This window comes from Castellaniella sp. MT123 (assembly GCF_039614765.1).
Classification (GTDB): Bacteria; Pseudomonadota; Gammaproteobacteria; order Burkholderiales; family Burkholderiaceae_B; genus Castellaniella.
This window is the reverse complement of the sequence record NZ_CP154879.1, coordinates 2,125,387-2,151,641: the sequence shown is the minus strand read 5'-3', so window position 1 is coordinate 2,151,641 and position 26,255 is coordinate 2,125,387. Positions and strand designations below refer to the sequence as shown.

The following is a 26,255-nucleotide window of genomic DNA, read 5'->3' as shown; positions in this document are numbered from 1 at the left end:
CATGCATTCGGCTTTTTATGTTTCGGTGTATGTCGTAGAGATCCAATTTTTTAGGTTATACCAGGGGGTTTATTATTGGTTACCCCTGATTCATTTCAACGGCAATGAAAATTTTTAGAAATAAATTTGCTGTTCGGCCCTTCTAGGATTCAGTGGTTTGTTACCGAGCCTTTTGGCTGGGTACTGAGCCGGAATCATTTTTATCTATATGTCCGCCCGTAAACGGTCAACGTATTTCGATTTGATGGCGAGTTCCTTGTCTGCGGGTGTCGATTTCTAGTGTCTGCGACACGACCAAAACAGTGAGGGTTCCCCGTGGTAAAGAAAATTGCAGTGTGTGGCCTCGGATATGTCGGCCTGCCCGTGGCGGTGGCATTTTCCAGATGCTTCGATGTCGTAGGCTTCGATGTGGACAAGCGGAGAATCGCACGGCTGAAAGAGGGAGATGACTGGACCGGCGAGATCGAACGCGACGTATTGCTTGCGTCGACCTTGCAGTTCACCGACCAGCTGCAGGAATTGCAGGGGTGCAGCTTTTTCGTGGTGGCCGTCCCGACGCCTGTCGATGAGAAGAATAATCCCGATTTTTCCTTGCTGGTCCGGGCTTGCCAGTCGATAGGTTCCGTGCTGCGTCCCGGCTGCATCGTGGTGTTCGAATCGACCGTTCACCCCGGTGCCACGGAAGAAATCTGCGGCCCCGAGCTTGAAAAGGCGTCGGGCCTGCGCTGCGGCATCGACTTCAAACTCGGCTACAGCCCGGAACGGATCAATCCGGGCGACCGCGAGCATCCGCTCGAGAAAATCGTCAAGATCGTCTCCGGCCAGGATGCGGAATCGCTGGAAGTGATTGCCGGGGTTTACGAACGGATTATTGACGCGGGCGTGCACCGCGCCTCCTCCATCAAGGTGGCCGAGGCGGCAAAAGTGCTGGAGAACACGCAGCGCGATATCAATATCGCCCTGATGAACGAGGTGTCGAAGATCTGCGATCTGGTCGGCATTCGCACCTCGGAGGTTCTGGCGGCCGCCGGTACCAAGTGGAACTTCCTGAAGTTCACGCCGGGCCTGGTGGGCGGCCATTGCATCGGCGTCGATCCGTATTACCTGACGTCCAAAGCCCAGGAACTGGGCTATCACCCCGAAGTTATTTTGTCGGGCCGTCGTATCAACGACGGCATGGCCTCGCATGTCGCCTCGCGCCTGGTGCAGACCCTGGCGCGCAATGGCCGCCTGAACGTGAAAACCCGTGTTGGCATCCTGGGCATGACGTTCAAGGAGAACGTCCCCGACATTCGGAACTCGAAGGTCGTCGATCTCTACAACGCTCTTGGCCAATACGGCATTACCCCGGTCGCTTGTGATCCGATGGCCGATCCGGACCAGATGGAGCATGAGTACGGCATCAAGCTCGTTGGGCGTGACCAGTTCTGTGACATGGACGTCTTGATCCTGGCTGTGCCGCATGACGAAACCATGGACTCCATCTGGGGCGACCTGCCGCAACTGGTCAAGACCGGCGGGATGGTGTGCGACTTGAAGTCCGTCCTGGACACGAAACGGCTTCCGACCGACCTCTCGTACTGGACTCTCTAAGTCCACGCCCGTTACCCATCACTACAGGAGAGACCCTGAATGACTGTCTTTGCCATCGCTCCGATAGGAACCTGCCGCATCCATACGCCGCTGCGCGATGCCCTGGGACGCTACCCGATCAACTTGCAGCTCGGCCGCAACTACGGTTTTGTGCATACGGCTGCCGAAGCGCTTCAACAGGCGCGATTCATGTTCGGCCAGGCCGACATACCCGCCGACGTCCAGCGCGTGATCTTCCGGCCTTCGAATGGCGAGCAGGCTCGCCGCGGCACGCACAAGCCGGCCGACCTGTACATGGTCGAGCTGTCTTCGCGCAAGCTCCTGACCATTGACGGCTTTCCCATCCAATCCAACTACCTGGTCCGCTATTTCAGCGAGTTCTTCGCCGATCGGGCGCGTACCCGCCAGTTCTGGTCCATGGCCAATGCCCAATGTCTTGTCGAGCGTCGCGCCATGCTGGACGAGGATCCGGTCTTCAAGAGCCTCAACGCGGACGACCGAGACTTGCTCGCGCGCATCATCAAGCGCGATCAGACCGACGAGGAGATCGAGCAGGAAATGCGTCAGCTCATCGAGCTGCTGGATAGGGACAAGGTGGTGTTCGTCACGCATGTCAACGCCACTACGCCGGACAACGTGGCTATCGAACAGCGGGCGCAACTGATCGCTGCCGTGACCGCCGCCGCCCAGCGCACCGGCGTGCCTTGCTACGATCCGACGCCGCTGATGAACAAGATCGGCCAGGCCGACGCGATGGAGGACGGCGGGCTCGACCTGACGCACTACACCCCGGTCTTTGCCGAGCGCCTGTACACGGACTGGTACAAAAACTTCATACGTCCGAGGATGGGCACGTCCACCCCGCAGCCTGTGGTGCCAAAACTTGCCGCCGACGAGAGCGTCGAGCGCATCGAAAAGCTCTGGGATTCCGGCGACCTGCGAGATGCCTCGTGCCGCGTGCGCGAAGTGCTTCGCCGCTACCCCCAGCTGCCCGATCACGTGTTGCTGCTCTCGCGGATCCAGGAAGAACTGGGCGATTACGAGGGCTCGCTGGCGCTGCTGGGCGGCATGGATGGCGTCCAGGCATCGGGCAGCAAGGCCGAACACATCCTGATGCGAAACAAGTTCAAGCTGGGTTGTCATGACGTGGCGTACTCGTTGGCTGCCAGCCTGCTGGGCGACGAGATCGAAACGCCGGAAATCGTCCGGATCGCGGCGGTGTCCGCTGGCCATCTGGGCTACATGGACGAAAGCCTGGGCTTCTGGAAGCAGTTGTTCCGTATCTCCTCGCCTCGGGACGCGACGGCGGTCGAAGCGGCCGACACGGTGCTTGCGTTGCTGCAGGCCGCTGGCGACATGGAAGCGGCCATCCGCTGGGTTCATGAGGTCCGCGCGGTGCTCCCCGGTCATGGGCGCGGCTTTGCGGTGCTGTGGCGTGATCGATTGCTGGCTGGCGACCGCGACGCGCTGCGGGACCTGGCCTCGGAGCATCCCGCGCTGGAGGACGCCGACGTTCTGGAACTGGTCAAGGAAGCCTCGTGGCGAGGTTGCATCATGGCCGCGGCAACGCTGGCGGCGTCTTGCGGCCTGGCCAAGAGCGAGCAGGAGGAAATCGGCGCATGGCTGCGGACGCAGTCTTCAACCTGGTCCGAGGAAGGCAATCGCGCGCTGGAGGAAGGACGCCTGCGCGACGCGGCCGAGCGCGTCTGCGCGCACCGTCTGCTGAATCCCCACGAGTTGGCCGGTGTGCGGGCGCAGCGGGCGTTTGAGCGCGCGATGCGCTTGGGTGTTCGCGCCGCGCTGGTGGCTGGCAATTACAAGGAAGTGATCGACCTGACCAACCTGGCCATCGACACCCATGTGGATTTCCCCGAGCTGCACGCCATGCGCGGCCGCGCCGCCGATGCGCTGGGGGACAAGAAGACCGCGATGCGGCATCTGGGGCGGGCCGCCGCTGGCGAGTCCGCGCCGCTCAGCACCAAGCTGCACTATGCGCGGGTCGCGTTCAACGGTGGCTGGTTCGGCGAAGCCATCGACGCGTACAAGGACGTGTTCGCCCATTCGTCCGCCGACCAGAGTGCCAGGGACGAAGCGCAGCGCCAGCTCGGCAGGCTGGGCCCGCGTGCGATTCGCGGCGCCCGCCAGATTCTGTCCCAGGGGGATCATCAGGCCGCCTGGAACCTGCTCGACCGCGTCGCCCAGTCGTGGCCCGAGATGGCGGAAGTCGCTCACGAAAAGCGGCGCATCCTGGCCTATCTGTACGCCGAAGCGCGCGCGCTGGAATCGTCGAGCACGACCGAGCGCCTGGCGCTGGGCGAGCGCATCGTGAATCTCGTGCCCGACGATCCCGTCGGCCTGCGTTTGGCAGCCGTGGGCGCCATGCGCCTGTGCCGCTTCGAGCAGGCCTTGCCGTACTGGAAAAAACTGCGGGAGCGTTCCGATAGTCCGGCGCAGTTCGACCGTTACATCGAGCGCTGCTCGGTGTGGATCGAGAAGCTCAACCGGAGGAAGGCGGCATGAGTGCGCCGCTGGTTGCCCAGCAAGTGGACGCCCCGTCCGATCTTCGACAGGTTCAAGCGCAGTTGGCGGACATCGTTGCAGGGTCGGGACGGGTTCAAGTTGCACAGGAGAATCTGACTCGGGCGCGGGCGCTGGCCGAGGATCACATGGAGGACTCGAAGGTCCGCTTCCTTCTTCTTCGATTGCAAGAGCTGGCGGGTCTGAACGAAGGCATGGCCGAGCAATGGGCGACCTTGTTGCAGGAATGCCCGGACGATCTGCAGATCGTCCGCCATTGCGCCACGCGCCTCGTGAAGGAACGGCACATCGAAGAGGCGCTGGCGCTGGTCGATCGCCATCTGCCCGAGTCAGGGAGTACTTCCGAGCGCCTGTTCGCGCGGGCGAAGCTGCTGGGCGACATCCATGCGCACGAACAGTCCGACGCGTTGTTCCGCCGGTTGATATTGCAACATACGGACCGCAACATGCGTGCCGAGTTTGCCAAGCGCCTGCGCAAACGCGGCTTGCTGGCTGACGCGTTCGAAGTGATCGCGCCGGTGGTCAAACACCTGGCGCCCGGCAGCAAGGCGGCCGAACTCGCCGAGGGGCTGGCAAGCGACTATGCGTTCTACCAGCGCTTCGAATCCGAAGACGCGCTGGCGGGAAAAGACGTCCGGATCGTGTCGATGAAACATGCGATCCTGCACTTTCGCAACCGGAAGATCGCCGAGCATGGGCTGGACAAGTCCGTTTCCGTGGCGCTGGTCACCGGCAGCCTGGGCCCCGGCGGCGCCGAACGGCAACTGACGCGCCTGGCCGGCGAGTTGACCCGCATGGCCAAATCTCGCCGCCGGCGGCCTTCCGCCGATATTCCTCTGCGGCCCAAGAAGGTCGAAGTGCTGGTCAAACAGCACACCGAACCGACGGGATCGCCCAAGAAGCAGGATGATTTTTTCCTTCCCGTCCTGGTCAAAGCGCACATTCCGGTCACGGAGATCAACCGGCTGCCGGCCATTTCGGTGTCTCACCAGACCGTTCCCGAAGGAAGCCTGGTCCGTTTGCTGGAACAATTGCCCCCGCCTGTCCACTATGGCGTGACGCGACTTGCGCCGGTGTTGCGGGCCAACCCGTTCGATGTGGTGAGCCTGTGGCAGGACGGCACCTGCCTGTTTGGCGCGCTGGCGGCGTTGCTGGCGGGCACGCCGACCATCCACCTGGTGTTCCGTGGTTTGCCGCCGAACATCCGCAAGGATCGCTTCCGCGAGGAGTATCCGGAACTGTATCAGGCCCTGGCCCAGGTGCCGGGCGTGGTCTTCGTCAGCAACAGCCGCAAGGCTGCGCAAGCCTACTCGGAATGGCTGGACATTCCGATCGAGCGCTTCCACATTCTGTACAACGGCGTGCCCGACCTGCCGACCGATGCGTCGGCCGCCGACAAGGCAATGTGGAAGGCCTTTCATGCCAGCACGGACAACGCTACGGAGACGATCGGCGGCGTGTTCCGGCTGGAACCGGACAAGCGGCCACAGCTGTGGATCAAGCTGGCCGCGCTGTATCTGAAGGAACGCCCGCATGCGCGCTTTGTCATCGTGGGAGACGGGCGCTTGCGCGAGAACATCGAGGCGCTGGCGCAAGAGCTGCACGTGACCGACCGGCTGTTGCTGGTGGGCTTGTCCAACCATGTCGGCTATTGGTATTCGCAGATGGACGCCAGCGTGCTGCTGTCGCGCTACGAAGGTTTGCCGAACGTGCTGATCGAGGCCCAGTTGCTGGGGGTTCCCGTGATCTCGACGCCGGCCGGCGGCGCGGGCGAGTGCTTCGTGGAAAACGAGACGGGCCACCTGCTCAGCGACGTCGTTCATCCGGACCTGCATGAGGCGTGCGAGAAGGTCACATCGATGGTGGATAAGGCGCACAGCAATGAGGACTTGAGGGTGCATAGCCGTCGCCGGGCACAGAAGCTGTTTTCGCTGGAGGCAATGCTCACCAAGTTCCTGAGCCTGTGCATGCCCGACCTGTCCGGGAACAACGATCGCATCGATCTCGCGCCGTCCATGCACCTGATGCGAGCGTGATTGGCGATCGCTCTTTTTGCCGCCAGGCCGCCCTAAGGCAAAAAGCGCCCCCTTGGGGGCAGCAAGCCGAAGGCGCAGCGTGGGGGTTTTTTCAAGCGGCTGAAGTGGAATGATCTTATGCAAATGAAAGCCCTGACCCTGAACGCGCGGCGCCACACGACCCTGACCATGCTGCTGCTTGCCGCACTGACACTCACGGGTTGTCAACTTCCGCGGTCCGGCCCCATGCTAAGTGAAATGATGGGGGCTCACGATGACAAGGACGTCATCGTGATGCCCGTGTCGCGCGAACTTGCACAGCAGAGCCGGGATCCCGAGGTGGCCAATTTTCCCGTACGCTACCGCGACCTGACGCAAGCGGGATTCGACCAGCTGGTGCCTGGCGACGGCATCAACATCAAGGTGTGGGAGCGCGGTGACCTGGGCGTGTTCGCGGCGGACCCGTCCGGCGTGAGCGACCTGGGAAACCATGAAATCGACCGTTCGGGCCATGTCTCGTTTCCCATCCTCGGCAAATTTCAGGCCGAGGGCCTGACCCTCGGACAGCTGCATGACGCCGTGATGGCGCGCCTGAGCAAGCTTGTCGTGGGCGCCGACGTCAGTGTGACACGCGCTGCCGACGAACGCGGGCAGGTGGTGACGGTGCAGGGAAACCTGACCAAGCCCGGCATGTATCCCATCACGCAGACCTCCCAGCGCCTGAGCAGCGCGCTGGCGCAGGCGGCGCCGGTACAGGAGAATCCCGAGCAACTGATCATCAGCCTGCGCCGCGACAAGCAGGTGGCGTCGGTGCGGCTGTCGGATATCTACCGGAACCAGAACAACGACATCCTGTTGCGATCGGGCGATGTCATTACCGTTTATGACTCCAAGGAGTTCCTGACCGTGCTGGGAGCGGCTGGCACCCAAGGGCGCGTGGCCATCAGCAAGCGCAATTACAGCGTGCTGGATGCGCTGGCCGATTCCAGGGGGCTGGACGACAAGCTGGCGGATCCGCGTTCCGTGTTCCTGTTCACACCCGCAAAGGCCGGGGTGGCCGGCAAGCCGGACAAGCTGCCTGTGGTCTACCAGTTTGACCTGACCCGTCCGGAGCAGGTGGCGCTGGCGCGCGAATTCACAGTGCACGAAGGCCAGGCGATCTATATTTCGGACGCGCCGTTCACGCAGGTGCAGAAGGTCCTGTCGGCCTTCCGCTTCACGATGAGCGCGGGCTTCAGCGCCACGAAGAACATCGACAACGATACGGGCGCCGGCGCGCCCGCGCCAGCCCAATAGCATGTCGAAGAGCAACGAGGAGCGGATCAAAGGCTGGCGATCGCGCCGAGAAGACGGGAACTATACGGTAGGGTCCGGGGTCGCCGACTGGCGGCTGGATCCGGCCGCGCTGTTCGAAGCCAGGGCCACGCCGGCCGTGCTGTTCAAACCCCTGATTGCCCGCTTGCAGGGCGAGCCGCACGATTCCGTGGCAGCCCGGCGGGCGGTGTATGAGGCGGTGCAGGCGGAGCTGGAGGCGGAGATCGCGCGCAGCGCGGTCGACGAAAACCTGGCCGGTTTTTCCCGGCGGCGCCTGCGCATCATCGTGCGCCTCCTGGAACAGGACATCCGCGCGGGCGTGGCGGTATTCGAGCCGGGCTACATGCCGGCCAAGCTGGTGGCCGAGGACGAGCGCCTGGCCGTGGCGCATGCGCGGCGTGTGGAGCGACGCAAGCAGGACGAGGCGCGTGAAGCGCGGCGCCATGCGTCACGCAACGACATTGCGCTGGAAATCGAGGTGGAGCAGGACGAAGCGGGCGATCTGGCGATCCTGCGGGACCGGTTGCGCGTCTTGCACGAAGGGCGCCCGCCGGACATGGCCGGCAAGGTCCGGCCAGCCGGGCGCACGCTGATGGCGATGTTCATCTATCAGTTGCGTGAGATGCAGGGCGAGAGCCGCATCGCTTTGGTGTGGGCACTGGTCGGTCCCGTGGTGCTGCTGACCTTGATTTCGTCGCTGTATATCCTGATGGGTACGCATTACATCATGGGCATGGACGTGCAGACGTTCGCGCTGTTGGGAGCGACGACCTGGATCATGTTCCGGCAGATCGCCTTCCGGAGCAGCACGGCCTATGTGTCGGCCCGCGGCCTGCTGAACTTCCAGGGCGTCACGCCCTTGATGTGCGCGCTGGTGCAGTCGCTGATCTATGTGTCGGTCTATCTGGTGGTGTTCGCGGTGCTGATCGGCGCGGGCCACGCGCTAGGCCTCATTACCTTGCCGGTCAGCTGGGCCGGCTTCATGCTTTTCGTCGTTCTGATGGGGTGTTGCGGCGCGGCGATGGGGTTGCTGTTCGGAACGATCGCGACTTTCTGGCGCTTCTTTCTGCGGCTTGCGCCGATTATCGAACGTTTTCTGCAGATCTTCGCGTCCGTCTTTTTCGTATCGGAACAGTTTCCGGAGCAATTGCGTCCGTGGGTGCTCTGGTCGCCGTTCGCGCATGGCATGCAGTTGCTGCGTTCGGCTTACTTCCCCGCGTACCAGTCGCACGATGCCAGCCTGGGCTATTTCCTGACCTCGCTGGTATTCCTGATGGTGGTCGCCCTGATGGCCGAGACCCTGGCTCGCCCCCGTGTCCAGCCGATGTGAGGTAGAACCTGTGCGAGGCCTTTTTTAATGTTGACAGACCCTGGGAAGATTATCCAGTTCAATGGCGTGACCGACGAGCCGTATGTCTTCGGCCGCCGGCAAGCGTTGCTGGCTCATGCCCATCTCGATATCCCGGTCGGGCGCTATGCCTTGCTGTCGCACGTACCGGAAATGCATCGCCATCTGTTGGACGTACTGTGCGGCTTGCGTCCGCCGAGCCGGGGCTTCGTCAAGCATGATTGCACCGTGTCGTGGGCGATCGGCCGGCAAGGCTTCATTCGCGGCAAGGCAACCGGCCTGAGCATGATCGATTTCGTCAGTGAAATGTACGAGATCGACGCCGATGCGACGCACGAGCTGGTTGCGGACCTGATCAGCGATCCCAAATGCCTGGCCAAGCCCATGGAGCATTGGCCGCTCTACGCGCGGCAGGAGTTTTCGTTCGCCCTGGCGCTGGCGCCGGCGTTCGACGTCTACGTGATCGAAGGGAGCATTCCCTTCGAGCCCTGCCGTTTCACGCGCCTCTGGCTCGCCCTGTTCGAAGAACGGCTGGTGAGTCGGACTCTCATTTTCTCCAGCTACCGCCAGAATCAGTTGGCGGACTATTGTTTCAAAGGTTTGATCTATGAACGAAGCGCGCTCCGCATCGACGACGACCTGGACCAGTGCCTCACCAGGTTTCCCCCGCGACGATCACGAGGCGACTCCGGAACACGAGGAGACGACCTCGGCGACGGCATCGACGAGGGCCAGCTCGGGTTCTGAAGGCGGGTCGGAGATCGAGCGTCGTCGCCGCGAGCGGCAGTCGGCGCTGCGCGAGCGCCGCCGCCATCGCTGGATCAACGCCCTGATCGTCGTGGCGCCGGTGGCGCTCGCCTTGGTCTACGTGCATTTCGTCGCCACGCCGCGCTATGAGGCGGAGTCACGGTTCTTCGTGCAGTCGGCATCCGTCCAGCAAGGCGGCGCGGGCGCAGCGGCCGGTCTGCTCACCACGGGAAATTCGGGCGGCATGCTCGGCGGCTTCGTGGATGGGTGGGCGGTCGCCGACTTTGTGAAGTCGCGTGACAGCATGCAGCAGCTCGACCAGGAGGTCGGCCTGCGCCGTTATCTGACCAACGCCGGATTGGACCCGCTCAATCATCTTTCCGAGGATTCCAGCGAGGACGAGCTGTATCGAGCTTACCAGGCGTCGGTGCATGTCTCGTTCAACGCATTGGAGCAGATCGATGTGCTGCGGGTCAGCGCGTTTTCCTCGGAAGACGCGGCCACGCTGTCCAAAGCGCTGATCGGCCTGGCCGAGAAATTCGTCAGTACCATGAACGAGAAGGGCGTTGCCGACAAGCTGGCTGTGAGCCAGGAGTCGGTCAGGCTGGCGGAGGAGAAGGCACTCGCGGCTCGGGACGCGCTGACGGCATGGCGCACGGCGCATGGAAACGTCGACCCTGCCGCCACGGTGTCGATGCTGTTGAATCTGTCCAGTCAGCTGGAAGGGGAGCTCAGCACCGCGCAGATCAGGCTGGACAAGATTCAGGCCCTGGGCAACGAAGACCACTTCATGCTCGAGCCGGCCGAGCTGCAAGTCGCCGCCCTGAAAAAGCGGCTCGCGTCCGTGCGCTATCGCCTGAGCGGAGACGACAATGCGGAAGCCAAGCAGCTCAAATCCTACGAGGCGCTGCGCAATGCCCAGGCGTTCGCGGATTCAAACCTGACCCTCGCGCAGCAGTCGTATCAACAGGCAATGACGGACGCTTTGCGCTTGCAGCGATATCTGTCCATCATCGCGCAACCGGTTCCCACGGACCGGCCCAGCAGCCCGCGCACGGCTCTCCTGTTGTTGCAGGCGCTGGCGCTGGGCTTTGTGCTCATGTTCATCGCTCGCGTGGCGATGGCTTTGTTGAGAGGACTGCGTCATGGTTGATACGGCGATGGAGAATCGCCGGCCTGTGGCTGGCACCGATCCGCAGGGCGCCACCGTCCGCTTGCGCGAAATCATCGGGCGGATCCGCGGCGCGGCCGACCCCGAGCGCGACATGGCTGCGCTCGAACCGGCGTTGCGACAGGCCAAGGACGGCTGGCGTGATGTCCGGCGATTGCTGGTTTCGCCCTTCGTGCGCGAAGGCCGGTTCGGACCCGCGATCGCCGCGCTGGGCGTCCTGATTGCTGTCCATCCCTCGCGCGTCGAAGACCGCCGCCTGCTCGCCAGTCTTTTCGGGCGCATGGAGCAATGGGATAGGGCGATTGCCGAGGCGGATGCTGCCGCTGGCATCGAGCCCGGCAACGCGGCGCTGCACGCCGTGCGGATTCAATTACGCGTGCAGGGTAGCCGGGTGGCCGAGGCGGCTGAAGTTGGCCGCGCGACCCTTGCCCTGGCCCAAAGCGAGCCGGGCGAAGCGTACGCCTGGATGATGGCTTTCGTGCGCAACGGCGATGTCGCCGAGGCGGCGGGCATCGCGGCGGCGCTGGATCCGGAGAAGCTGCCGAACGAACGCGTGGCGACGATCGCCGTGCGAGCTCTGATGGAGGATGGCCGCACTGTGGCGGCGATCCGGTTTGGCGACACCGCACTGCGCGCGGGCCACGATTGCGCGGCGCTGCGTTCGTCGCTAGGCCTCGCGCATCTGCGGCGCGGCACTTCAGCCGATCGCAAGGTGCATGCGGTGGCACATTTCGAAGCAGGCTTGCAGGCGGCGCCGGCCGACGTAAGGCTGTTGACGCTTTATGGGGAAACTCTGCTGCGCGCCGGCCGCTACAACGAAGCTGTGACGCCGCTGGCGCGGGCACTGGAACTGGCGCCGGAACTGGAGCAGACGCGCGCCCTGTATGCCCGCGCGCTGCGCCACACCCTGCAGTATGGCGAGGCGGCCGATCAGTGGATGAGACTGGTCGAGAAGTCCCCGGACAAGTTACTGTGGCAGCGGGCCGCCATCGGCGCGCTCACGCAGGCGGGCCGTCAGGAAGAAGCGGAGGCGCTGTTCTCGCGATACATCGCCACGCGCAGCGCGCGGCTGCCGGGCACGTTCCAGGAAGCCCTGGCCCGCATGGAAGAAAAACTGGATACCGTGCCCATTCCGCAGGCGCGGCTGGATTGGGCCTGGTCGCTGCGCGGCGATACGTCCATCGAGCGCGCGGCCTGGGAGCACCGGGCGCGCTGGGGCCATATGATCGACCATCTGCTGCTCGACTGGCTCGAATGCCGCGAGGAGCGCGCCGAAGAGGCCATGCATCTGCTGGGCGAACTCGATACCGGTGAGCGCTTTTTTGCGCCGTTGCTGGCGGCCGGACGCGGTGTCGTGGTCGCCACGGCGCACGTGGGCCCCATGTACGCCGGCTTGATGGCGATGGAGCTGGTGGGCATTCCGTCCCGCTGGCTGGCGACGGCGCCCAGCATTGCCCGAAGCAGTTATTCCGAAGCGCTGATCTCCACCGCCGACCAGACCGAGGCCCAGGTTGCCAAGGCCTGCATGCGTGCGATCAACGAGGGCTACGTGCTGTGTCTGGCCCTCGATGGGGCAATCAACCCCGCCGCGCCGCGCACGACCTTCGAAGGGCAGGACGTGACGTACTCCGGTTTTGCGTCCCATCTGGCGTACCGCCTGAAAGTGCCCTCGGTGTTCTACGTGCCCCGCTGGGAGAACGGGCGCATGTCCTACACGCTGGAGATGTTGCCGGCGGCCAATCCGGGCGAGGATGCGCAAGCCTATTCGCTGCGCTGGCAGAAGGCGTATTTTGAACGGCTTCGTGAACACTTGGCCAGTGAACCGGAAAATCTGCGCCTGAGCGGCGGCATCTGGCGTCATGTGACGTCCGCGGATCGGTCCGCGCAAGAATAGGGAGGGGCTTCTATGTTTGCACGAAAGAATGCGATGACATGGCTGCAGGTGTCGGTGCTGGCCGCACTATATGGCGGCCCGGCGACGGCCGGCGAGCCGTGCGTGGCGCCGGATGAACATTGCTCATTCGCGTCCGCGCTGTTGCAGCAGCGCGAGGGCTATGGCGCCAATGCCACGGGCGGACTGGGCGGCAAGTTTGTCGAGGTGACATCGGACCGGGACGCGGGGCCCGGCACGCTGCGCGCCGCGCTGAAGCACGCCCGCAAAGGGCCGACGTGGATACGCTTCGCCTCCGACATGACCGTCGTCCTGGATTCGCAGTTGCGCGTGCCGTCCGACACGACAATAGACGGACGCGGCAAGCGGGTGGTCTTGATCGATGACGGGTTGGGCGTCTATGGAAGCCGGAACGTCATCCTGACGCATCTGACGATAGACGGGCGCCTGAACCGATTCACGCAAGCCGTGAACGTGGCCAACGGCAGCCGCGACGTGTGGGTTGACCACATGGACCTGTCGCGGATGTCTGACCGCCTGCTCAATGTGAAGAACGGTTCGACCGACGTGACGATCTCGTGGACCAAGTTCCACGACTCGGACAAGGTCATGCTGCTGAACAACATCACCTCGAAGAACCTGTTTCAGAACTATCAGCGCGATTCGATCGCGCGCGTGACGCTGCACCACAACTATTTCTTCAACACCGTGCAGCGCAATCCCAGGGCGCAGTTCGGTACCTTCCACCTGTTCAACAACCTGGTGGAGAATTGGGATTTCTATGGCATGAGCTTCAGTCTGGAGGCCAAGGCCCTGGTCGAAGGAAACATCTTTAGCAACAACTCACGGCGCAAGTGCGTGGAGCCCGAGTTCTTCCCCACGGTGGAAGGCATCGATGTGAATTACTGCCGCTATATCTCCATCGCGCCCGGACGCAGTGCGTTGGATAACGGCGAATCCGATCGCGAGGCCTACGAGAAACTGAAGTCCCGGTATGACTATACCCGCGACTACAAGGCCTTTCTGCGGTTGAAAGACAACCTGTATCTTGGCGATGCGAAGCCGGTGCTGCGGGACTATCGCCCCGAATCGGCTCCGACGCCTCCGTATTGCTACGGTTATGAAAAGCCGACACGGGATCTGGCCGAGAAAATACGCAAGTTCGCGGGCAACACGTCCGTGGATACCCCGCTGCTCGAATCGCGCACGGGCGTGGGTTGTCCAGGCTGAAACCGGCCGGGGCCTAATGAATGCCAGGGAAATGCCGTTTTCAAGCCGGCGTGTGCGGCAGCTCCTCCAAGGGCGCTGCCGGCGGCAAGCCCGTGGCTTCGCAGATCTCTTTTTCATTCAGCGTCTCGCGCTCGAGCAGGGCTTGCACCAGCGCATCCAGCGCACGACGATGCTCACGCAGCAGCGTCAGGGCCTTGCTGTGGCATTCCGAGATAATGGCTTGGACTTCGGCATCGACCAGGCTTGCCGTCCGCTCGCTTAGCGTCGGCCCGCCGCCGTACGTATTGCCGAGATAAGGATTCTGCCGTTCCGCAAGCTGAACCATACCCAGTTTGTCGCTCATTCCCCAACGCGTGACCATATTGCGCGCCAGACCGGTGGCCTGCTCGATATCGTTCTCGGCGCCTGTCGTGCGGGTGCCGTACACGACTTCCTCGGCTGCCCGGCCGCCCAGCATGCCGACGATGCGGGCGTGCAGGTAGGCCTCGGGGTAGTTGTAGCGGTCAGATGAGGGGCGTTGATACGTAACGCCCAGCGCCTGGCCGCGCGGTACGATGCTCACCCGGTGCACCGGGTCGGCACCGGCCACCAACAAGCCCAGAATCGCGTGTCCGCTTTCGTGGTAGGCGATGCGCTCGCGGTCCGCGTGGCTCAGAATCAACGGCCGCTCCGGCCCCAGCACGATTTTCTCGAGTGAATCATCGAAGTCTTTCTGGGTCACGAAATCCTGCTCGCGCCGGGCGGCCAGCAAGGCCGCCTCGTTCACCAGGTTCTTGAGATCCGCGCCCGACAAACCGGGCGTTGCCTCCGCCACCTGAGAAAGGCTGGTGCCCTCCGCCAGAGGTACCTTGCGGGTGTGTACCTTCAGGATTGCCTGCCTGCCGATCTTGTCCGGCAGGTTCACCACCACACGGCGGTCGAAGCGACCTGCTCGCAGCAAAGCCTTGTCGAGGATGTCCGGCTGATTGGTGGCGGCAAGCACGATGACGCCTTCGCGCCCGGAAAAGCCATCCATTTCCGTCAGGATCTGATTGAGCGTCTGTTCTTGTTCGCTCGTCCCGCCGATTGCTACCTGGCCGCGCGCGCGGCCAATGGAATCAATCTCATCAATGAAAATGATGGACGGTGCATGCTCGCGAGCCTGCCGGAACAGATCGCGTACCCGTGCCGCGCCCACACCGACGATCATCTCGACGAACTCCGCCGCGCTCATGGAAAAGAATGGCACCCCCGCTTCCCCGGCCACGGCCTTGGCAAGCAAGGTCTTGCCGGTGCCCGGGGCCCCGATGAGCAACACCCCCTTGGGCGCGGAGCCACCCAGACGCGAATATTTTTCCGGATCCTTGAGGAAGTGGACGATCTCGACAAGCTCGTTCTCGGCCTCATCGATGCCCGCCACATCGTCGAACGTGACCCGATGCTCGGTATCCTGATCGTAGCGGCGCGCTTTGCTTTTGCCCATGCCAAAAGCCGCGCCCATCCCTCCGCCCCCCTGCGCCGCGCGCCGGTACATCCAGACATAGAAGACGATGATGATCAGCGCGGGCCCGAAGCCGTACAGCAAGGTTCCCATCAAGTTGCTTGTCTGGATCGGTACGGCCTGGATCTCGACCTTGTGCTCATTCAGGAAACGCTCGAACCCCGGGTCGATGAACGTCGGCAGGATGCTCTCGAATGTGTGCGACGTACGAGGGCTGCTTTCCGAGCCGACTGCCGGCGAGCCCCCACCCGAAGCACCAGGGGACGGCCAGGTGAAGGGGTGCACGAAACGGCCTTCGATGCGGTCACCCTGGCTATAGATGGCGGTCACGTTGCCCTGCGTAACCTGCGCTTTGAAAACGGTATACGGTATTGTGATGGGCGTTTCCTCGCCCGGCGTGAAAAACCGCATCAATGCATAATTGACTGCCAGCACGACTAGAAACAGCCACCAGATGCGGCCAGGATGCAGCCCCCCCGGCTGTCCACCCTGGCCTGGCGCTGAAGGGCGTCCTGCCGGCGCCCCGCGTGGCGCATCGGTACGATTGGGCGGACGGCTTGCCTTGGACCATTTCATGCAGATTCCTTGCGTATGAGATGTTTGCAAGAAGGCGGTGCTGTGCAAAACGTAGACTGGGCGGGTAAATCCGGCCTGTCCCGTCTGTGCGGGACAGAAAAGGTTATCAGATATTTTGGGCGCGACGTGGCCCAGGAAGTCATCGATCGCTGCCGAAGACTTGGCGCCCAGGCTTGCGCAAGCAGCACCTGCCTGGATGATCGAATGTCATTCATATCAAAAAATGCATTTATAGCCACAAAATAATTATCAAATGAGTTTGTGCCACTGCTAGGATGACATCGTGAGTGGGGCGTTAAAACTCTGGTCGCCAGGATGCCCCGAAGTCGCCTTGATAACCTTTTAAAGGAACTTCCCCCATGTCGGACAAACTGGAACAAGTACTGGAAGCCGCTTTCGCCGAAGCAACCCGCCGTTACCAGGACCGGGGTTTCCAGCGCCGCGTCGGCTTTGGCAATCGACCGGCGTTGATCAGCGTCGATCTGGCCAATGCCTGGACGCGTCCCGGAAATCCATTCACTTGCGAGCATGTCGATGACCAGATCATTCCCTCCATGCAGGCGCTGCTAAAAGGCTTCCGCAAGTACAACTTACCGGTCGTCCATGTCACGACCTGCTACGAGATCACAGACCGTCATAACCCTAATACTGATATGGGCTTGTGGCACAATAAGATCCCCATTGATGTGGTCAATCAGAGCAACCCCGATATCTGGGCGATCGACTCGCGCATCGCGCCTGTCGAAGGCGAACTGACGCTGATCAAGAAACGCGCCAGCGCTTTTCACGGTACCTACCTGGCCGGATACCTGCGTGCCGCGGGGGTGGATACGATCCTGGTGACCGGTGTGACCGCCTCGGCCTGCGTACGCGAGACGATCTGCGACGGCCTCGCTGACGGCTTCCGCACGATTGCTGTCAAGGAAGCCATCGGGGATCGTGTCCCTGGCGCCGTACTCTGGAATTTGTTCGATATCGATGCAAAGTTCGGCGACGTTGAAACCACTGAAACCTGCCTGCAGTACCTCGATCGTGTCGGCCAAGCCGCCGCGGAAGCTAGTTCACACGCTCGCCGCGTTGCGTGAACGGCCAAGGATTTCGATAAGGGCGGTTCGTTGCGCAATGCGGCGGGCCCCGATTGGAGCGACAGCACGTCAAATTGTAGTTGCAAGGAAATGGATAGAAATCTTATCGATTGAACTTAGTTAGAACTATACAAGGCGGAATAATCTGCCGATTGTCCAGGAGACAAGCATGAAATACACCCCAAGCCAAGCTTCCATGACAATGTCCAGGAGAGACATCATCCGTAGTTTGGGCGCCGCCGGATTGCTGGCCATGGCGCCAAAACTTTCTTTTGCCGCTGGCGGCACGCTGGTGGTTTCAAACTGGGGTGGCGACTGGAATGACCGCACGATCCGCTACGTCGAAAAGCCCCTTGTCGAGAGTCAGGGCATTCGTATCGTCCGCGACCTGGGGGTGGAAGCGGACAGGAAGGCCAAAGTACTTGCAGAGCGGCGCTTGCCCCGTGGGACGATCGATGTGATGCACATCAATCAGGGCGATGCCTACGAACTACACAACTATGGGGTTTTGGCAGACCTGGACAAGTCGAAGATCTCGAATTTCGCCAGCGTTCCTGAGCAATTGCAAACGATGCCGTACTTCGTGCCGTGGCTGTATAGCGGCGTGGTCATCATATTCAACAAGGACAAGGTCCCTGATCCTCCCAAGTCGTACAAGGAGCTGTGGGACAAGAAATGGCTAGGCAAGCTGGGTCTGACCAATCAGCTCTACTTCAACTATGTCATGATGGCCAGCCTGGTCGCCAGCGGCAAGGTCAACGATGGTGAAGCCGGGATGAAGCAACTACTTGAACTCAAGAAGTTGACGGAACCCAAGATCTACGCCACGCATCAGCACCTTCAGTCCGCGCTTCTGACTGGCGAAGTCGATATTGCGGTGAATTACAAGGCTCGGGGCCTGCAGTGGATCCATGACGGAGCGCCTCTGGATATCCAGTTTCCTGGGGGCGGGGCGATTAGCGTCATGTTCGGTGCTTCATTGCTCAAAAAGGCGCCCAACCTCGATGCGGCATATGTCTATTTAAATGCCATGCTGGACAAGCGCGCGATGGCGGGCTTGGCACAAGCCAGCTTCTACGCGCCGGCGAACGCCAACGCGGAACTTCCGGCGGACGTGCGCGCAAAGATCGATTTCTCTTCCGAAGAACGGGGCTTGCTGCATATGCCCGACTATCCGTATGTGGCAAAGAATACGGCGGCTTGGCTTGAATGGTGGAACAAAAGCATCGCAGTCTGAACGCATAGGGGAGAATCATGGCTGTGACAAGCTTTTCCGTCAGTCCTTCCGTTGCCATGCCCATCAAACGGAAGCGCAAATCACCTGTGTTCAATCTGGTTGCTCCGGCAACCCTTCTGGTGGTGTTTGGGCTGTTGGCGCCACTGCTGCTGATGTTTCGCTACAGCTTCAACAAGTTTGTGCCAGCCGAGTTGATGGTCTCCACATTCACGCTGGAGAACTACAGCAAGTTTTTCGGTGACCGCTTTTACCAGGATGTTCTGCTTGTCACCCTGGGTATGTCCGCCGCATCGACCGTCATCTGCCTGATGCTCGGGTTTCCGGTGGCCTACTTCTTGGCCCGTATCGCGTCGGATCGATGGAAATCCGTGTTCTTCATCATGATTGTCCTGCCATTGCTGATGGGCAATGCGGTGCGCACGGCGGCATGGATGCTGGTTTTGGGAGACAAGGGGCTGTTGTCGACCATGGCGGGATATGTTGGTTTGTCGCTGGAAAAAGTGATGTACACGCCCACCGCCGTCCTGGTAGGGCTGGTGTCTGTGCTCTTGCCCTTCATGATCATCATCCTTCTAGGCACGATACAGAGCATAGACAGCAACCTGGAGCACGCGGCCGAGAGCCTTGGAGCTCGTCATCTGACGGTCGTGCGTCGCGTCCTGCTTCCCCTGGCCATGCCCGGCTTGCTTACCGGCACCATGTTGTGCTTCATCCTGGCCATGAATGCCTATGCCACGCCGGTACTGCTCGGCGGACCCCAGTTTCATATGATGGCGCCGGAAATCTACCAGCAGGTCACCAAAGCCATGAACTGGCCGTTCGGGGCTGCGCTGGCATTTGCCCTGATGGCCGTCACCTTGGTGCTGGTGGTTGTAATGACGGCGGTCACTCAGCGTCATTATCGTAAATGGAGCGAGTGATGCATGAAAACATTCGCAGCACGGTGTGTGCGCTGGTTGTATTGGGGGCTGAATCATGAACACGCTATCGAACAAGGTTTATCTATTCCTGTCCATCGGTTCCGTCGCATTCATCGTTTTGCCGCTGGCTGTCATCATCTGGGCAAGTTTTTTCTCCAATCAGATCCTGACATTCCCGCCCGAAGGCTACACGACGGCGTGGTATGTGCGAGCTTGGGGCATGGATCCATTTCGCGAGGGCTTTCTGGTGAGCATGGAAGTTGCCGCCATTGCGACGGTCATCAGCCTGATACTGGGCATCCCGGCCAGCCTGGCCATTGTGCGCTATCAGTTTCCGGGCAGGGATTCCATCCAGACGGTGCTGATGTCTCCGCTTATTGTGCCGGGGATCGTTGGCGGAGCCTCCCTATTCATGGCTTTCATCGAGTTCGAGATCATTTCGGACATTCAGATCGCAGGTACGGTTGGCGGGCTTCTGATTGCACATGCCTTGATTGCATTGCCCTGGACCGTGAAGCTGGTGACCTCTTCATTGATTGGTGCAAACCGGTCTATCGAAGAGGCCGCGGCAAGTCTGGGCGCATCGCCTTTGACTGTATTCTGGCGTGTGACCTTGCCTACGATTCGGGCAGGCGTGATTGCGGCAGCCCTGTTTTCGTTTGTGATTTCATTCATCGATTTGGAAAGATCTCTCTTTCTGGTGGGACCGGGGCGCACGACGCTCCAGATTGCCTTGATCAACTATCTTGAATGGAATCTGGATTCCACGGTGGCGGCAGTGGCGACCGTCCAGATGCTGATCGTCGGGACGCTGCTGCTGATCAGTGACCGCTATGTGAAGTTGAGCCGTGTTTTCTAACGCAATGACTTTTGAGAAAAGGCGAGAGACATGTCAGACGTAATTCTTCAAGCTCTATCGAAACAGTTCGGTAACAGCACGGCCGTCGATCACATCTCGCTGAACATTCGTTCCGGCGAGCTAGTCACATTGCTCGGACCTTCGGGATGCGGCAAGACCACCACTCTGCGCATGCTGGGCGGATTCATCCGCCCGACCAGCGGCCAGATCCTGGTGGGGGGACGCAATGTGACCGATCTGCCGCCCAATCTGCGCAACATGGGTTTCGGTTTTCAGAATTACGCGCTCTTCCCGCATATGACCGTGGCTGCCAATGTGGCGTTCGGACTGGAGATGCGGCGCGTGCGGAAGGACGAAATCCGAAAGAAGGTCAATGCCGCGCTGGACCGGGTCCGGCTGCGCGAGTTTGCGGAGCGCATGCCCAAGGCGCTTTCTGGTGGACAGCAGCAGCGCGTCGCGCTGGCTCGTGCTCTGGTGATCGAGCCGGATGTACTCTTGCTCGACGAACCGCTGTCCAACCTCGATGCAAATCTGCGGCAGGGCCTGAAGAACGAAATTCGCGAGATTCAGCGCTCAATGGGTATCACCACTGTGTTCGTGACACATGATCAGGACGAAGCGCTCAGCGTGTCGGACCGGGTGGTGGTCATGCGCAACGGGCGTGTGGAGCAGTCGGGGTCCCCGGATGAGATCTTCGATACGCCAGCTTCCCAGTTCGTGGCGGAGTTCATGGGGGTCACGAACATACTGCACGGACGTGTGGAGAGCCCGGGCGCATTCCGGGTGGATAGCGGGGACCTCGTTCCGGCCGCTTCGGCTGGCGATGATGGAAAAGTCGTGATGGCGCTACGTCCCGAACGCATCCAGATCGGTGATGCCCAGGACGCTGCTGGCGGGGGTGCCTTGAAGGCGAAGATCCGGCTAGTGACCTATAGGGGCCTGGTGATTGATTATCAAGTTCGTACGGAGTCGGGGATGGTTCTGACTGCGCGGCGCCAGGCACCGGTGATCGGCGGTCCCACGGTTCTGCCCCAGGGGCAGGATGTGCGGCTGTCATGGCACAGTGACGCCGGCGTGCTGGTACCCGCCAGCGGCGCGTAACGTGTCTATCGAACAGGGAGAACGCGCCATGGGGCCCATGCACGATGACAGCATCGTCATCGATGGTCTGATCGTTGCCAAGTGGGATCGGTCCATTTTTGAAGACATGAGGAAAGGCGGACTGAGCGCCGCCAGTTGCACGGTATCCATCTGGGAGGGTTTCCGGGATACTGTGGCGAACATTGCGGATATGAAGAAACTGATTCGTGATAATGCGGAACTGGTGACCCTGGTGCGCACTGCCAATGATATCCGCCAGGCGAAAAAGGAAGGCAGGACCGGCATCATTCTCAGCTTTCAGAATTCGTATGCGTTCGAGGATCTGCTCGGCAGCATCGAGGCGTTTGCCGACATGGGTGTGCGTGTCGTACAGCTTTGCTACAACACGCAGAACTTGGTCGGTACCGGTTGTTATGAGCGTGATGGCGGTCTTTCGGGCTATGGACGTGAAGTCATCGGGGAGTTGAACCGCTGCGGCGTGATGGTCGACCTGTCGCATGTTGGGGCGAACACCTCCCGCGAAGCTATTCTTGCTTCGAGCAAGCCAGTGTGCTATTCGCACTGTCTGCCCTCGGGGCTCAAGGATCACCCGCGCAATAAAAGCGATGAAGAACTGCAGTTTATCGCCCATCATGGCGGTTTTGTGGGAGTCACCATGTTTTCCCCATTTCTGCGCAGGGGGATCGAGGCGGATGTTCACGACTATGTTGAAGCTTTCGACTACGTGATCAATCTGATTGGCGATGATTGCGTGGGCATCGGCAGCGACTTCACCCAAGGCTACGATAAAGGCTTCTTCGACTGGATCATGCATGACAAGGGCCGCTATCGGCGTTTGACTGACTTCGGTACCATTCTCAACCCCGAAGGCATCCGCACGATCGGTGAATTTCCCAACCTGACCCGGGCGATGGAGCAGGCAGGCTGGCCGGGGTCTCGCATTGAAAAGGTGCTGGGGTTGAACTGGATGCGCTACTACGATGAGGTCTGGAGTGGCTGAGCTTCGGCAAAATGAGCATTGCTTGTGATCGCCTGTGCACGGCCGCACCGATGCCGCTGCTCACGGTACTGGTGGGCATCCATGGCCTGGCGCGGAAGGGATGTCAGGGCTTGATCTGAGCCCGGATCTCGCCCGCCTGGTGCGCGGCGCTATGCACGTTGACATACAGATCGCCCGCCTTGTAGGCCTTGTACTGCGCATCGGTCAGCTTGGCGTTCGCCGGTACGACCCATTCGGTGTCCCCCTTCTTTTCCAGGGGGATAATGACGGGACCGTTCTTGCCGGCGGCGGCTTCGTGGATGTGCGCCATGGTGGCCGCCACGCCCGACGTCATGATGCTGCCACTGACGGATCGGTCGGCGTCGATGGTGATCGTACCTTCGCCCTTGGCCGAGGTGGTGACGGCGGGAACTTCCTGGGTGCCGCTGAGCATCACCTTGCTTTGATCCGCCAGGGCAACGCCGCCGGCGGTCAACGTGCCGATGATGGCACTGCTTGCCAGAACTACAAGGCGATATTTCGAGAAAATCGGTTTTTTGCTCATCGGGATGCTCCTGGATCTGAATGACCCGTGTTCGGGGCGGGCGGGGAACGGATGAATCGAACCTGGGCCTGGGTCTCGCGCGACTACCGTGGATGCTTAACCCTACATCCATCCATGTTATGCGCGCAATCGGGTAGATGCATGAGCGTGTCTGGCCTTCGTGTTGCCCAGTACCCGCCTATTGCGGGGCCAGCAGATATTCCCGGACCAGTTCCCGGGCCCGGTGCAGACGGCTTTTCACCGCGCCGTGCGGTTCTTCCAGCCGGTCGGCGATTTCCGCAATGGTCAGTTCCTCGAAATCGCGTAGCAGAATGACCTCGAGATAATGTGCCGGCAGCGATTCCAGCGCATGGGCAAGATCGATCCTCAACTCGTCGGTTGGCCTGTGCAACAATTTCTCTTCCGCAAGTTCATCCGGCAGCGGTTCGTACCGAAACATCATCCGGGACAGTTTTCCGCACTCGCGCTTGACCACGGTAAAAAGCCACGAGGAGAACGCCACCGCCGCTTTCAGGCCCCTGACCTTGCGGGCAATGATCAGCAAGGATTCCTGGACTGCGTCATCGACATCGCTGGGCTGACAGTGCCTGCGCGCGTAGCGGCGCACGTCCGCCTGGCAGACGGTGAGCAGATCGGCGATCGCCGTTGAATCGCCCGTTTGCGCCGCCATGATGAGGTTGTCGCGGTCATGTGTATCGGTCATGGTCTGGCTCCTGTCCTGTGGCATCGCGAAAGCGGCACCTTCGGTCGCTGAGTGGCCGGGGTCACGAAGGCCCTGCGCTTTCATAGAGCTTGCAAGCGGTCTAATGGGTTCGGACCAACACGATTATTGTCCGGTTATCCGTCCTGGGGCGCACTGGTGTTTTGCGTTCTGCAGGCGATCGTGGCCGCCACCTATGACTGAGCCCGGATTTCGACTACGCTGCTGTTCTGGGCCGCCTTCGTTCTGACGCGGCCCCTGGGGGCGACGGTGGGGTATTTTCTCGACAGGCCGCTGAGTGCTGGCGGACTGGAACTGGGCCGCCATTTCTGAAAGGATGCATGAACATGGCGGTTGCCATCCCGCGTGGGGTCTGGGTGCTGGGTTTCGTCAGTCTGTTGATGGACGTATCGTCCGAGCTCATCCACAGTCTGTTGCCGATGTTCATGATCACGACACTGGGGGCCAGCGCCTTGGAAGTCGGTTGGGTGGAAGGCCTGGCCGAATCGACGGCGCTCATCGTCAAGGTGTTCTCCGGGGTGCTCAGCGATTATCTGGGCAGGCGCAAGGGGCTGGCCGTGTTCGGTTATGCCTTGGCCGCACTGACAAAACCGCTGTTTGCCGTGGCGCCCACCGTTGGGGTCGTCCTGACCGCGCGGTTGCTGGATCGTGTCGGCAAGGGGATTCGGGGCGCTCCCCGCGATGCGCTGGTGGCGGATCTGACGCCAGCTAACATCCGGGGTGCCGCCTTCGGCTTGCGCCAGACGCTGGACGCCGTCGGCGCGACGCTGGGGCCGCTGCTGGCGGTCGGCCTGATGCTGCTGTGGTCCGATCACTTCCGGACGGTTTTCTGGATCGCGGTCATTCCCGGGCTTGCCAGCGCGGCGCTGCTGGCCTTCGGCCTGCGAGAACCCGCGGCTGCGGGCAACAAGGCGAAGCGCACCAACCCGATCCGGCGCGAAAACCTCCGCCGGCTGACGTCGCCGTATTGGTGGGTGGTCATCATGGGTGCCGTCTTCACGCTGGCCCGATTCAGCGAGGCTTTCCTGGTGCTGCGAGCGCAGCAAAGCGGCATTGCCATGGCTCTGGTGCCGCTGGCGATCGTCGCCATGAACCTGGCTTTCTCCCTATCGGCGTATCCCTTCGGCAAGCTGTCCGACCGAATCAGCCACCGTGGTCTGCTGGCATTGGGTCTCGGGGTGATGGTCGTGGCCGATCTGTTGCTGGCATCCAGCAGTCATTGGGCGATCGTCCTGGCCGGGACCATTCTGTGGGGCATTCACCTGGGTGCGACCCAGGGGCTGCTGGCGACCATGGTGGCCGAGGTCGCCCCGGCCGATCTGCGCGGCACCGCGTATGGTGTCTTCAACCTGGTCTGCGGCCTGGCGATGCTCTTTGCCAGCGTGATTGCCGGCCTGCTGTGGGACCGGTTCGGGGCACCGGTCACCTTTTACGCTGGGGCGGGCTTTTGCGTGATCGCTCTGGCGCTGTTGGCAAGCCGGGCCCGCGTGCGCAGGCCCGGTCTGGATCAGCGGCCGTAGGCGCTGCTTTCGGGGTTGTCCAGCGTCGAATGACGGCGGTTGTCATGCATCGCCAGGACCGCCGTCAGTCCGCACACCGCGATGGCCACCATATACCAGGGGAACACACCGCCGATGCCCTGGTTCTTCATGAACAGTGCGACATATTCGGCCGATCCGCCGAACAGGGAATTGCCGATGGCGTAGGTGAAACCGACTCCCAGACCCCGTATGTGGGCGGGGAACATCTCGGCCTTCACGATGCCCGAGATCGAGGTGTAGAAGCTCAGGAAGACCATCGCCAGCAGGATCAGCAGGCCCACCGCCACGGGCGACTGCTGTCTGCCGATCGCCGCCAGCAGGGGAACGGGCAGAACGATCATGCCGGCAACGAAGATCAGCATCGAGTTCTTGCGGCCGATGCGGTCCGACACCATGCCGACCAAGGGCTGCATCATCATGAAGACCAGCAGGCAGACGGTCATGATCTCGGCGACCAGGCCCTTGCTCAGGCCGGCCGTGTTGATCAGATACTTCTGCATGTAGGTGGTGAAGACGTAGAACGCCAGCGAGCCGATGCAGGTGATGCCCAGCACCACCCAGAATGCGCGGGGATAGCGCATGACCTCGGCAAAGGATCCGGACCCGGCGCGGTGGCGATCCGTCGTGGTAGTCGTCTCTTCCAGGCCGGAGCGCAGCCACAGGGACACCAGCGCGGCAAGCGCGCCGATCACGAAGGGCAGGCGCCACCAGCCCGCCGAGATCTGGTCGCTGCCCAGGGCATGCGTCATGATGACGGCGAGCAGGCTCGCCAGCAGCTGGCCGCCGATCAGCGTCACGTACTGGAAGGACGAGAAGAAGCCGCGGCGCCCTCGCTGGGCAACCTCGGACATGTAGGTGGCCGTCGATCCGTATTCACCGCCCACCGAGATTCCCTGGATGCAGCGCATCAGGATCAGCAGCGCCGGGGCCAGGCCGCCGACGGTGGACGCGGTCGGCAGCAGCGCCAGGCCGAGTGATCCGAATCCCATCATCAGGATGGAGACGACCATGGCGCGCTTGCGGCCGTAGCGATCGGACATGCGGCCAAACAGGTAGCCGCCGACTGGCCGCATCAGAAAGCCGATGAAGAAGACGCCGGCGGCCTGCATGTAGGCGCCGGTCTGCCCGACGCCGGTGAAGAACTGCTCCGCGAAATAGACGCTGAAGAAAGCGTAGGTGTAGAAGTCGAACCATTCGACCAGATTGCCGCTGGACGCGGCGAGGATGGCCTTGACCACCTTGCGGGTCGAGGGATTGTCGTCATGGGTCGTCTGGGCGGCGGCGTCGAGGCCGCCCGCCAGTCGGTTTGTCGCTGTTGTCATGTGTGTGAACTCCTGGGAGTTC

20 protein-coding genes and 1 pseudogene are annotated in these 26,255 nt (G+C 61.7%); 17 read left to right on the top strand and 4 right to left on the bottom strand.

The genetic code is table 11. From position 1 onward, the window contains the following. Positions 1 to 333: 333 nt before the first annotated feature. The 9 genes from ABCV34_RS10040 to ABCV34_RS10000 all read left to right on the top strand — a co-directional run bounded on the left by ABCV34_RS10040 (position 334) and on the right by ABCV34_RS10000 (position 13,847). Positions 334 to 1,593: a nucleotide sugar dehydrogenase gene (locus ABCV34_RS10040; RefSeq protein WP_345796083.1), complete on the top strand. Its 1,260-nt coding sequence runs from the start codon at positions 334 to 336 to the stop codon at positions 1,591 to 1,593. A gap of 39 nt (positions 1,594 to 1,632) precedes the next feature. Further along, positions 1,633 to 4,113: a hypothetical protein gene (locus tag ABCV34_RS10035; RefSeq protein WP_345796082.1), complete on the top strand. Its 2,481-nt coding sequence runs from the start codon at positions 1,633 to 1,635 to the stop codon at positions 4,111 to 4,113. Next, a complete protein-coding gene (locus tag ABCV34_RS10030) occupies positions 4,110 to 6,167 on the top strand; it encodes a glycosyltransferase (RefSeq protein ID WP_345796081.1) in 2,058 nt (685 codons plus the stop codon). The genes ABCV34_RS10035 and ABCV34_RS10030 overlap by 4 nt, the downstream gene beginning before the upstream one ends. Positions 6,168 to 6,284: 117 nt before the next feature. Then, on the top strand, positions 6,285 to 7,442 hold the full coding sequence (locus ABCV34_RS10025; RefSeq protein WP_345796080.1) for a polysaccharide biosynthesis/export family protein: 1,158 nt from the start codon (positions 6,285 to 6,287) through the stop codon (positions 7,440 to 7,442). Position 7,443: 1 nt separating this feature from the next. Further along, positions 7,444 to 8,790 carry an ABC transporter permease gene (locus tag ABCV34_RS10020; RefSeq protein ID WP_345796079.1) on the top strand — a complete coding sequence of 449 codons (1,347 nt, stop codon included), beginning with the start codon at positions 7,444 to 7,446 and terminating at the stop codon, positions 8,788 to 8,790. A gap of 48 nt (positions 8,791 to 8,838) precedes the next feature. Further along, positions 8,839 to 9,555 (top strand): ATPase, encoded by a 717-nt coding sequence (locus ABCV34_RS10015; RefSeq protein WP_345798761.1) that lies wholly within the window; start codon positions 8,839 to 8,841, stop codon positions 9,553 to 9,555. Between the two features lie 121 nt (positions 9,556 to 9,676). Beyond that, complete coding sequence (locus ABCV34_RS10010; protein ID WP_345798760.1) at positions 9,677 to 10,708, top strand: sugar ABC transporter; 1,032 nt, start codon at positions 9,677 to 9,679, stop codon at positions 10,706 to 10,708. Next, complete coding sequence (locus ABCV34_RS10005; protein WP_345796078.1) at positions 10,701 to 12,620, top strand: tetratricopeptide repeat protein; 1,920 nt, start codon at positions 10,701 to 10,703, stop codon at positions 12,618 to 12,620. Before ABCV34_RS10010 ends, ABCV34_RS10005 begins: the two co-directional genes overlap by 8 nt. 12 nt (positions 12,621 to 12,632) lie before the next feature. Next, positions 12,633 to 13,847: a polysaccharide lyase family 1 protein gene (locus tag ABCV34_RS10000; protein WP_345796077.1), complete on the top strand. Its 1,215-nt coding sequence runs from the start codon at positions 12,633 to 12,635 to the stop codon at positions 13,845 to 13,847. Between the two features lie 40 nt (positions 13,848 to 13,887). Here ABCV34_RS10000 and ftsH read toward each other — a convergent pair whose 3' ends face one another. Beyond that, a complete protein-coding gene (gene ftsH / locus ABCV34_RS09995) occupies positions 13,888 to 15,903 on the bottom strand; it encodes an ATP-dependent zinc metalloprotease FtsH (protein WP_345796076.1) in 2,016 nt (671 codons plus the stop codon). 359 nt (positions 15,904 to 16,262) lie between these two features. Between ftsH and ABCV34_RS09990 the strand changes: the two genes are divergently transcribed. The 6 genes from ABCV34_RS09990 to ABCV34_RS09965 all read left to right on the top strand — a co-directional run bounded on the left by ABCV34_RS09990 (position 16,263) and on the right by ABCV34_RS09965 (position 22,105). Next, positions 16,263 to 16,988: an isochorismatase family protein gene (locus tag ABCV34_RS09990; protein ID WP_345796075.1), complete on the top strand. Its 726-nt coding sequence runs from the start codon at positions 16,263 to 16,265 to the stop codon at positions 16,986 to 16,988. 169 nt (positions 16,989 to 17,157) lie between these two features. Further along, positions 17,158 to 18,225: an extracellular solute-binding protein gene (locus ABCV34_RS09985; RefSeq protein ID WP_345796074.1), complete on the top strand. Its 1,068-nt coding sequence runs from the start codon at positions 17,158 to 17,160 to the stop codon at positions 18,223 to 18,225. Between the two features lie 17 nt (positions 18,226 to 18,242). Then, the gene (locus tag ABCV34_RS09980; protein ID WP_345796073.1) at positions 18,243 to 19,145 is read left to right on the top strand and encodes an ABC transporter permease; all 903 of its coding nucleotides are present in this window, start codon (positions 18,243 to 18,245) and stop codon (positions 19,143 to 19,145) included. Positions 19,146 to 19,200: 55 nt separating this feature from the next. Further along, on the top strand, positions 19,201 to 20,004 hold the full coding sequence (locus tag ABCV34_RS09975) for an ABC transporter permease (protein WP_345796072.1): 804 nt from the start codon (positions 19,201 to 19,203) through the stop codon (positions 20,002 to 20,004). A gap of 30 nt (positions 20,005 to 20,034) precedes the next feature. After that, positions 20,035 to 21,105 (top strand): ABC transporter ATP-binding protein, encoded by a 1,071-nt coding sequence (locus ABCV34_RS09970; RefSeq protein WP_345796071.1) that lies wholly within the window; start codon positions 20,035 to 20,037, stop codon positions 21,103 to 21,105. A gap of 28 nt (positions 21,106 to 21,133) precedes the next feature. Continuing rightward, positions 21,134 to 22,105 (top strand): dipeptidase, encoded by a 972-nt coding sequence (locus ABCV34_RS09965; protein WP_345798759.1) that lies wholly within the window; start codon positions 21,134 to 21,136, stop codon positions 22,103 to 22,105. A gap of 103 nt (positions 22,106 to 22,208) precedes the next feature. Here ABCV34_RS09965 and ABCV34_RS09960 read toward each other — a convergent pair whose 3' ends face one another. Together ABCV34_RS09960 and ABCV34_RS09955 are read right to left on the bottom strand one after the other, a co-directional pair. Then, positions 22,209 to 22,649 carry a CHRD domain-containing protein gene (locus tag ABCV34_RS09960; RefSeq protein WP_345796070.1) on the bottom strand — a complete coding sequence of 147 codons (441 nt, stop codon included), beginning with the start codon at positions 22,647 to 22,649 and terminating at the stop codon, positions 22,209 to 22,211. A gap of 178 nt (positions 22,650 to 22,827) precedes the next feature. Continuing rightward, positions 22,828 to 23,352: a sigma-70 family RNA polymerase sigma factor gene (locus ABCV34_RS09955; RefSeq protein ID WP_345798758.1), complete on the bottom strand. Its 525-nt coding sequence runs from the start codon at positions 23,350 to 23,352 to the stop codon at positions 22,828 to 22,830. A gap of 150 nt (positions 23,353 to 23,502) precedes the next feature. On the opposite strand from ABCV34_RS09955, the pseudogene ABCV34_RS09950 reads away from it, so the two are divergent. Both ABCV34_RS09950 and ABCV34_RS09945 read left to right on the top strand, forming a co-directional pair. Beyond that, positions 23,503 to 23,676, top strand: a pseudogene (locus ABCV34_RS09950) (hypothetical protein); the annotation flags it as partial. A gap of 14 nt (positions 23,677 to 23,690) precedes the next feature. After that, positions 23,691 to 24,890: an MFS transporter gene (locus ABCV34_RS09945; RefSeq protein ID WP_345796069.1), complete on the top strand. Its 1,200-nt coding sequence runs from the start codon at positions 23,691 to 23,693 to the stop codon at positions 24,888 to 24,890. Here the strand turns inward: ABCV34_RS09945 and ABCV34_RS09940 are convergent. Continuing rightward, positions 24,878 to 26,233, bottom strand: coding sequence for an MFS transporter (locus ABCV34_RS09940; protein WP_345796068.1), 1,356 nt, complete (start codon positions 26,231 to 26,233; stop codon positions 24,878 to 24,880). The genes ABCV34_RS09945 and ABCV34_RS09940 overlap by 13 nt on opposite strands. Positions 26,234 to 26,255 lie beyond the last annotated feature (22 nt).

Bases quoted from the DNA above. Each gene is read 5' to 3' on its own strand.
- ABCV34_RS10035 (WP_345796082.1), top strand. From the start codon at position 1,633: ATGACTGTCTTTGCCATCGCTCCGATAGGAACCTGCCGCATCCATACG.
- ABCV34_RS10030 (WP_345796081.1), top strand. From the start codon at position 4,110: ATGAGTGCGCCGCTGGTTGCCCAGCAAGTGGACGCCCCGTCCGATCTT.
- ABCV34_RS10025 (WP_345796080.1), top strand. From the start codon at position 6,285: ATGCAAATGAAAGCCCTGACCCTGAACGCGCGGCGCCACACGACCCTG.
- ABCV34_RS10020 (WP_345796079.1), top strand. From the start codon at position 7,444: ATGTCGAAGAGCAACGAGGAGCGGATCAAAGGCTGGCGATCGCGCCGA.
- ABCV34_RS10005 (WP_345796078.1), top strand. From the start codon at position 10,701: ATGGTTGATACGGCGATGGAGAATCGCCGGCCTGTGGCTGGCACCGAT.
- ABCV34_RS10000 (WP_345796077.1), top strand. From the start codon at position 12,633: ATGTTTGCACGAAAGAATGCGATGACATGGCTGCAGGTGTCGGTGCTG.
- ftsH (WP_345796076.1), bottom strand. From the start codon at position 15,903: ATGAAATGGTCCAAGGCAAGCCGTCCGCCCAATCGTACCGATGCGCCA.
- ABCV34_RS09990 (WP_345796075.1), top strand. From the start codon at position 16,263: ATGTCGGACAAACTGGAACAAGTACTGGAAGCCGCTTTCGCCGAAGCA.
- ABCV34_RS09985 (WP_345796074.1), top strand. From the start codon at position 17,158: ATGAAATACACCCCAAGCCAAGCTTCCATGACAATGTCCAGGAGAGAC.
- ABCV34_RS09980 (WP_345796073.1), top strand. From the start codon at position 18,243: ATGGCTGTGACAAGCTTTTCCGTCAGTCCTTCCGTTGCCATGCCCATC.
- ABCV34_RS09975 (WP_345796072.1), top strand. From the start codon at position 19,201: ATGAACACGCTATCGAACAAGGTTTATCTATTCCTGTCCATCGGTTCC.
- ABCV34_RS09970 (WP_345796071.1), top strand. From the start codon at position 20,035: ATGTCAGACGTAATTCTTCAAGCTCTATCGAAACAGTTCGGTAACAGC.
- ABCV34_RS09965 (WP_345798759.1), top strand. From the start codon at position 21,134: ATGGGGCCCATGCACGATGACAGCATCGTCATCGATGGTCTGATCGTT.
- ABCV34_RS09960 (WP_345796070.1), bottom strand. From the start codon at position 22,649: ATGAGCAAAAAACCGATTTTCTCGAAATATCGCCTTGTAGTTCTGGCA.
- ABCV34_RS09955 (WP_345798758.1), bottom strand. From the start codon at position 23,352: ATGACCGATACACATGACCGCGACAACCTCATCATGGCGGCGCAAACG.
- ABCV34_RS09945 (WP_345796069.1), top strand. From the start codon at position 23,691: ATGAACATGGCGGTTGCCATCCCGCGTGGGGTCTGGGTGCTGGGTTTC.
- ABCV34_RS09940 (WP_345796068.1), bottom strand. From the start codon at position 26,233: ATGACAACAGCGACAAACCGACTGGCGGGCGGCCTCGACGCCGCCGCC.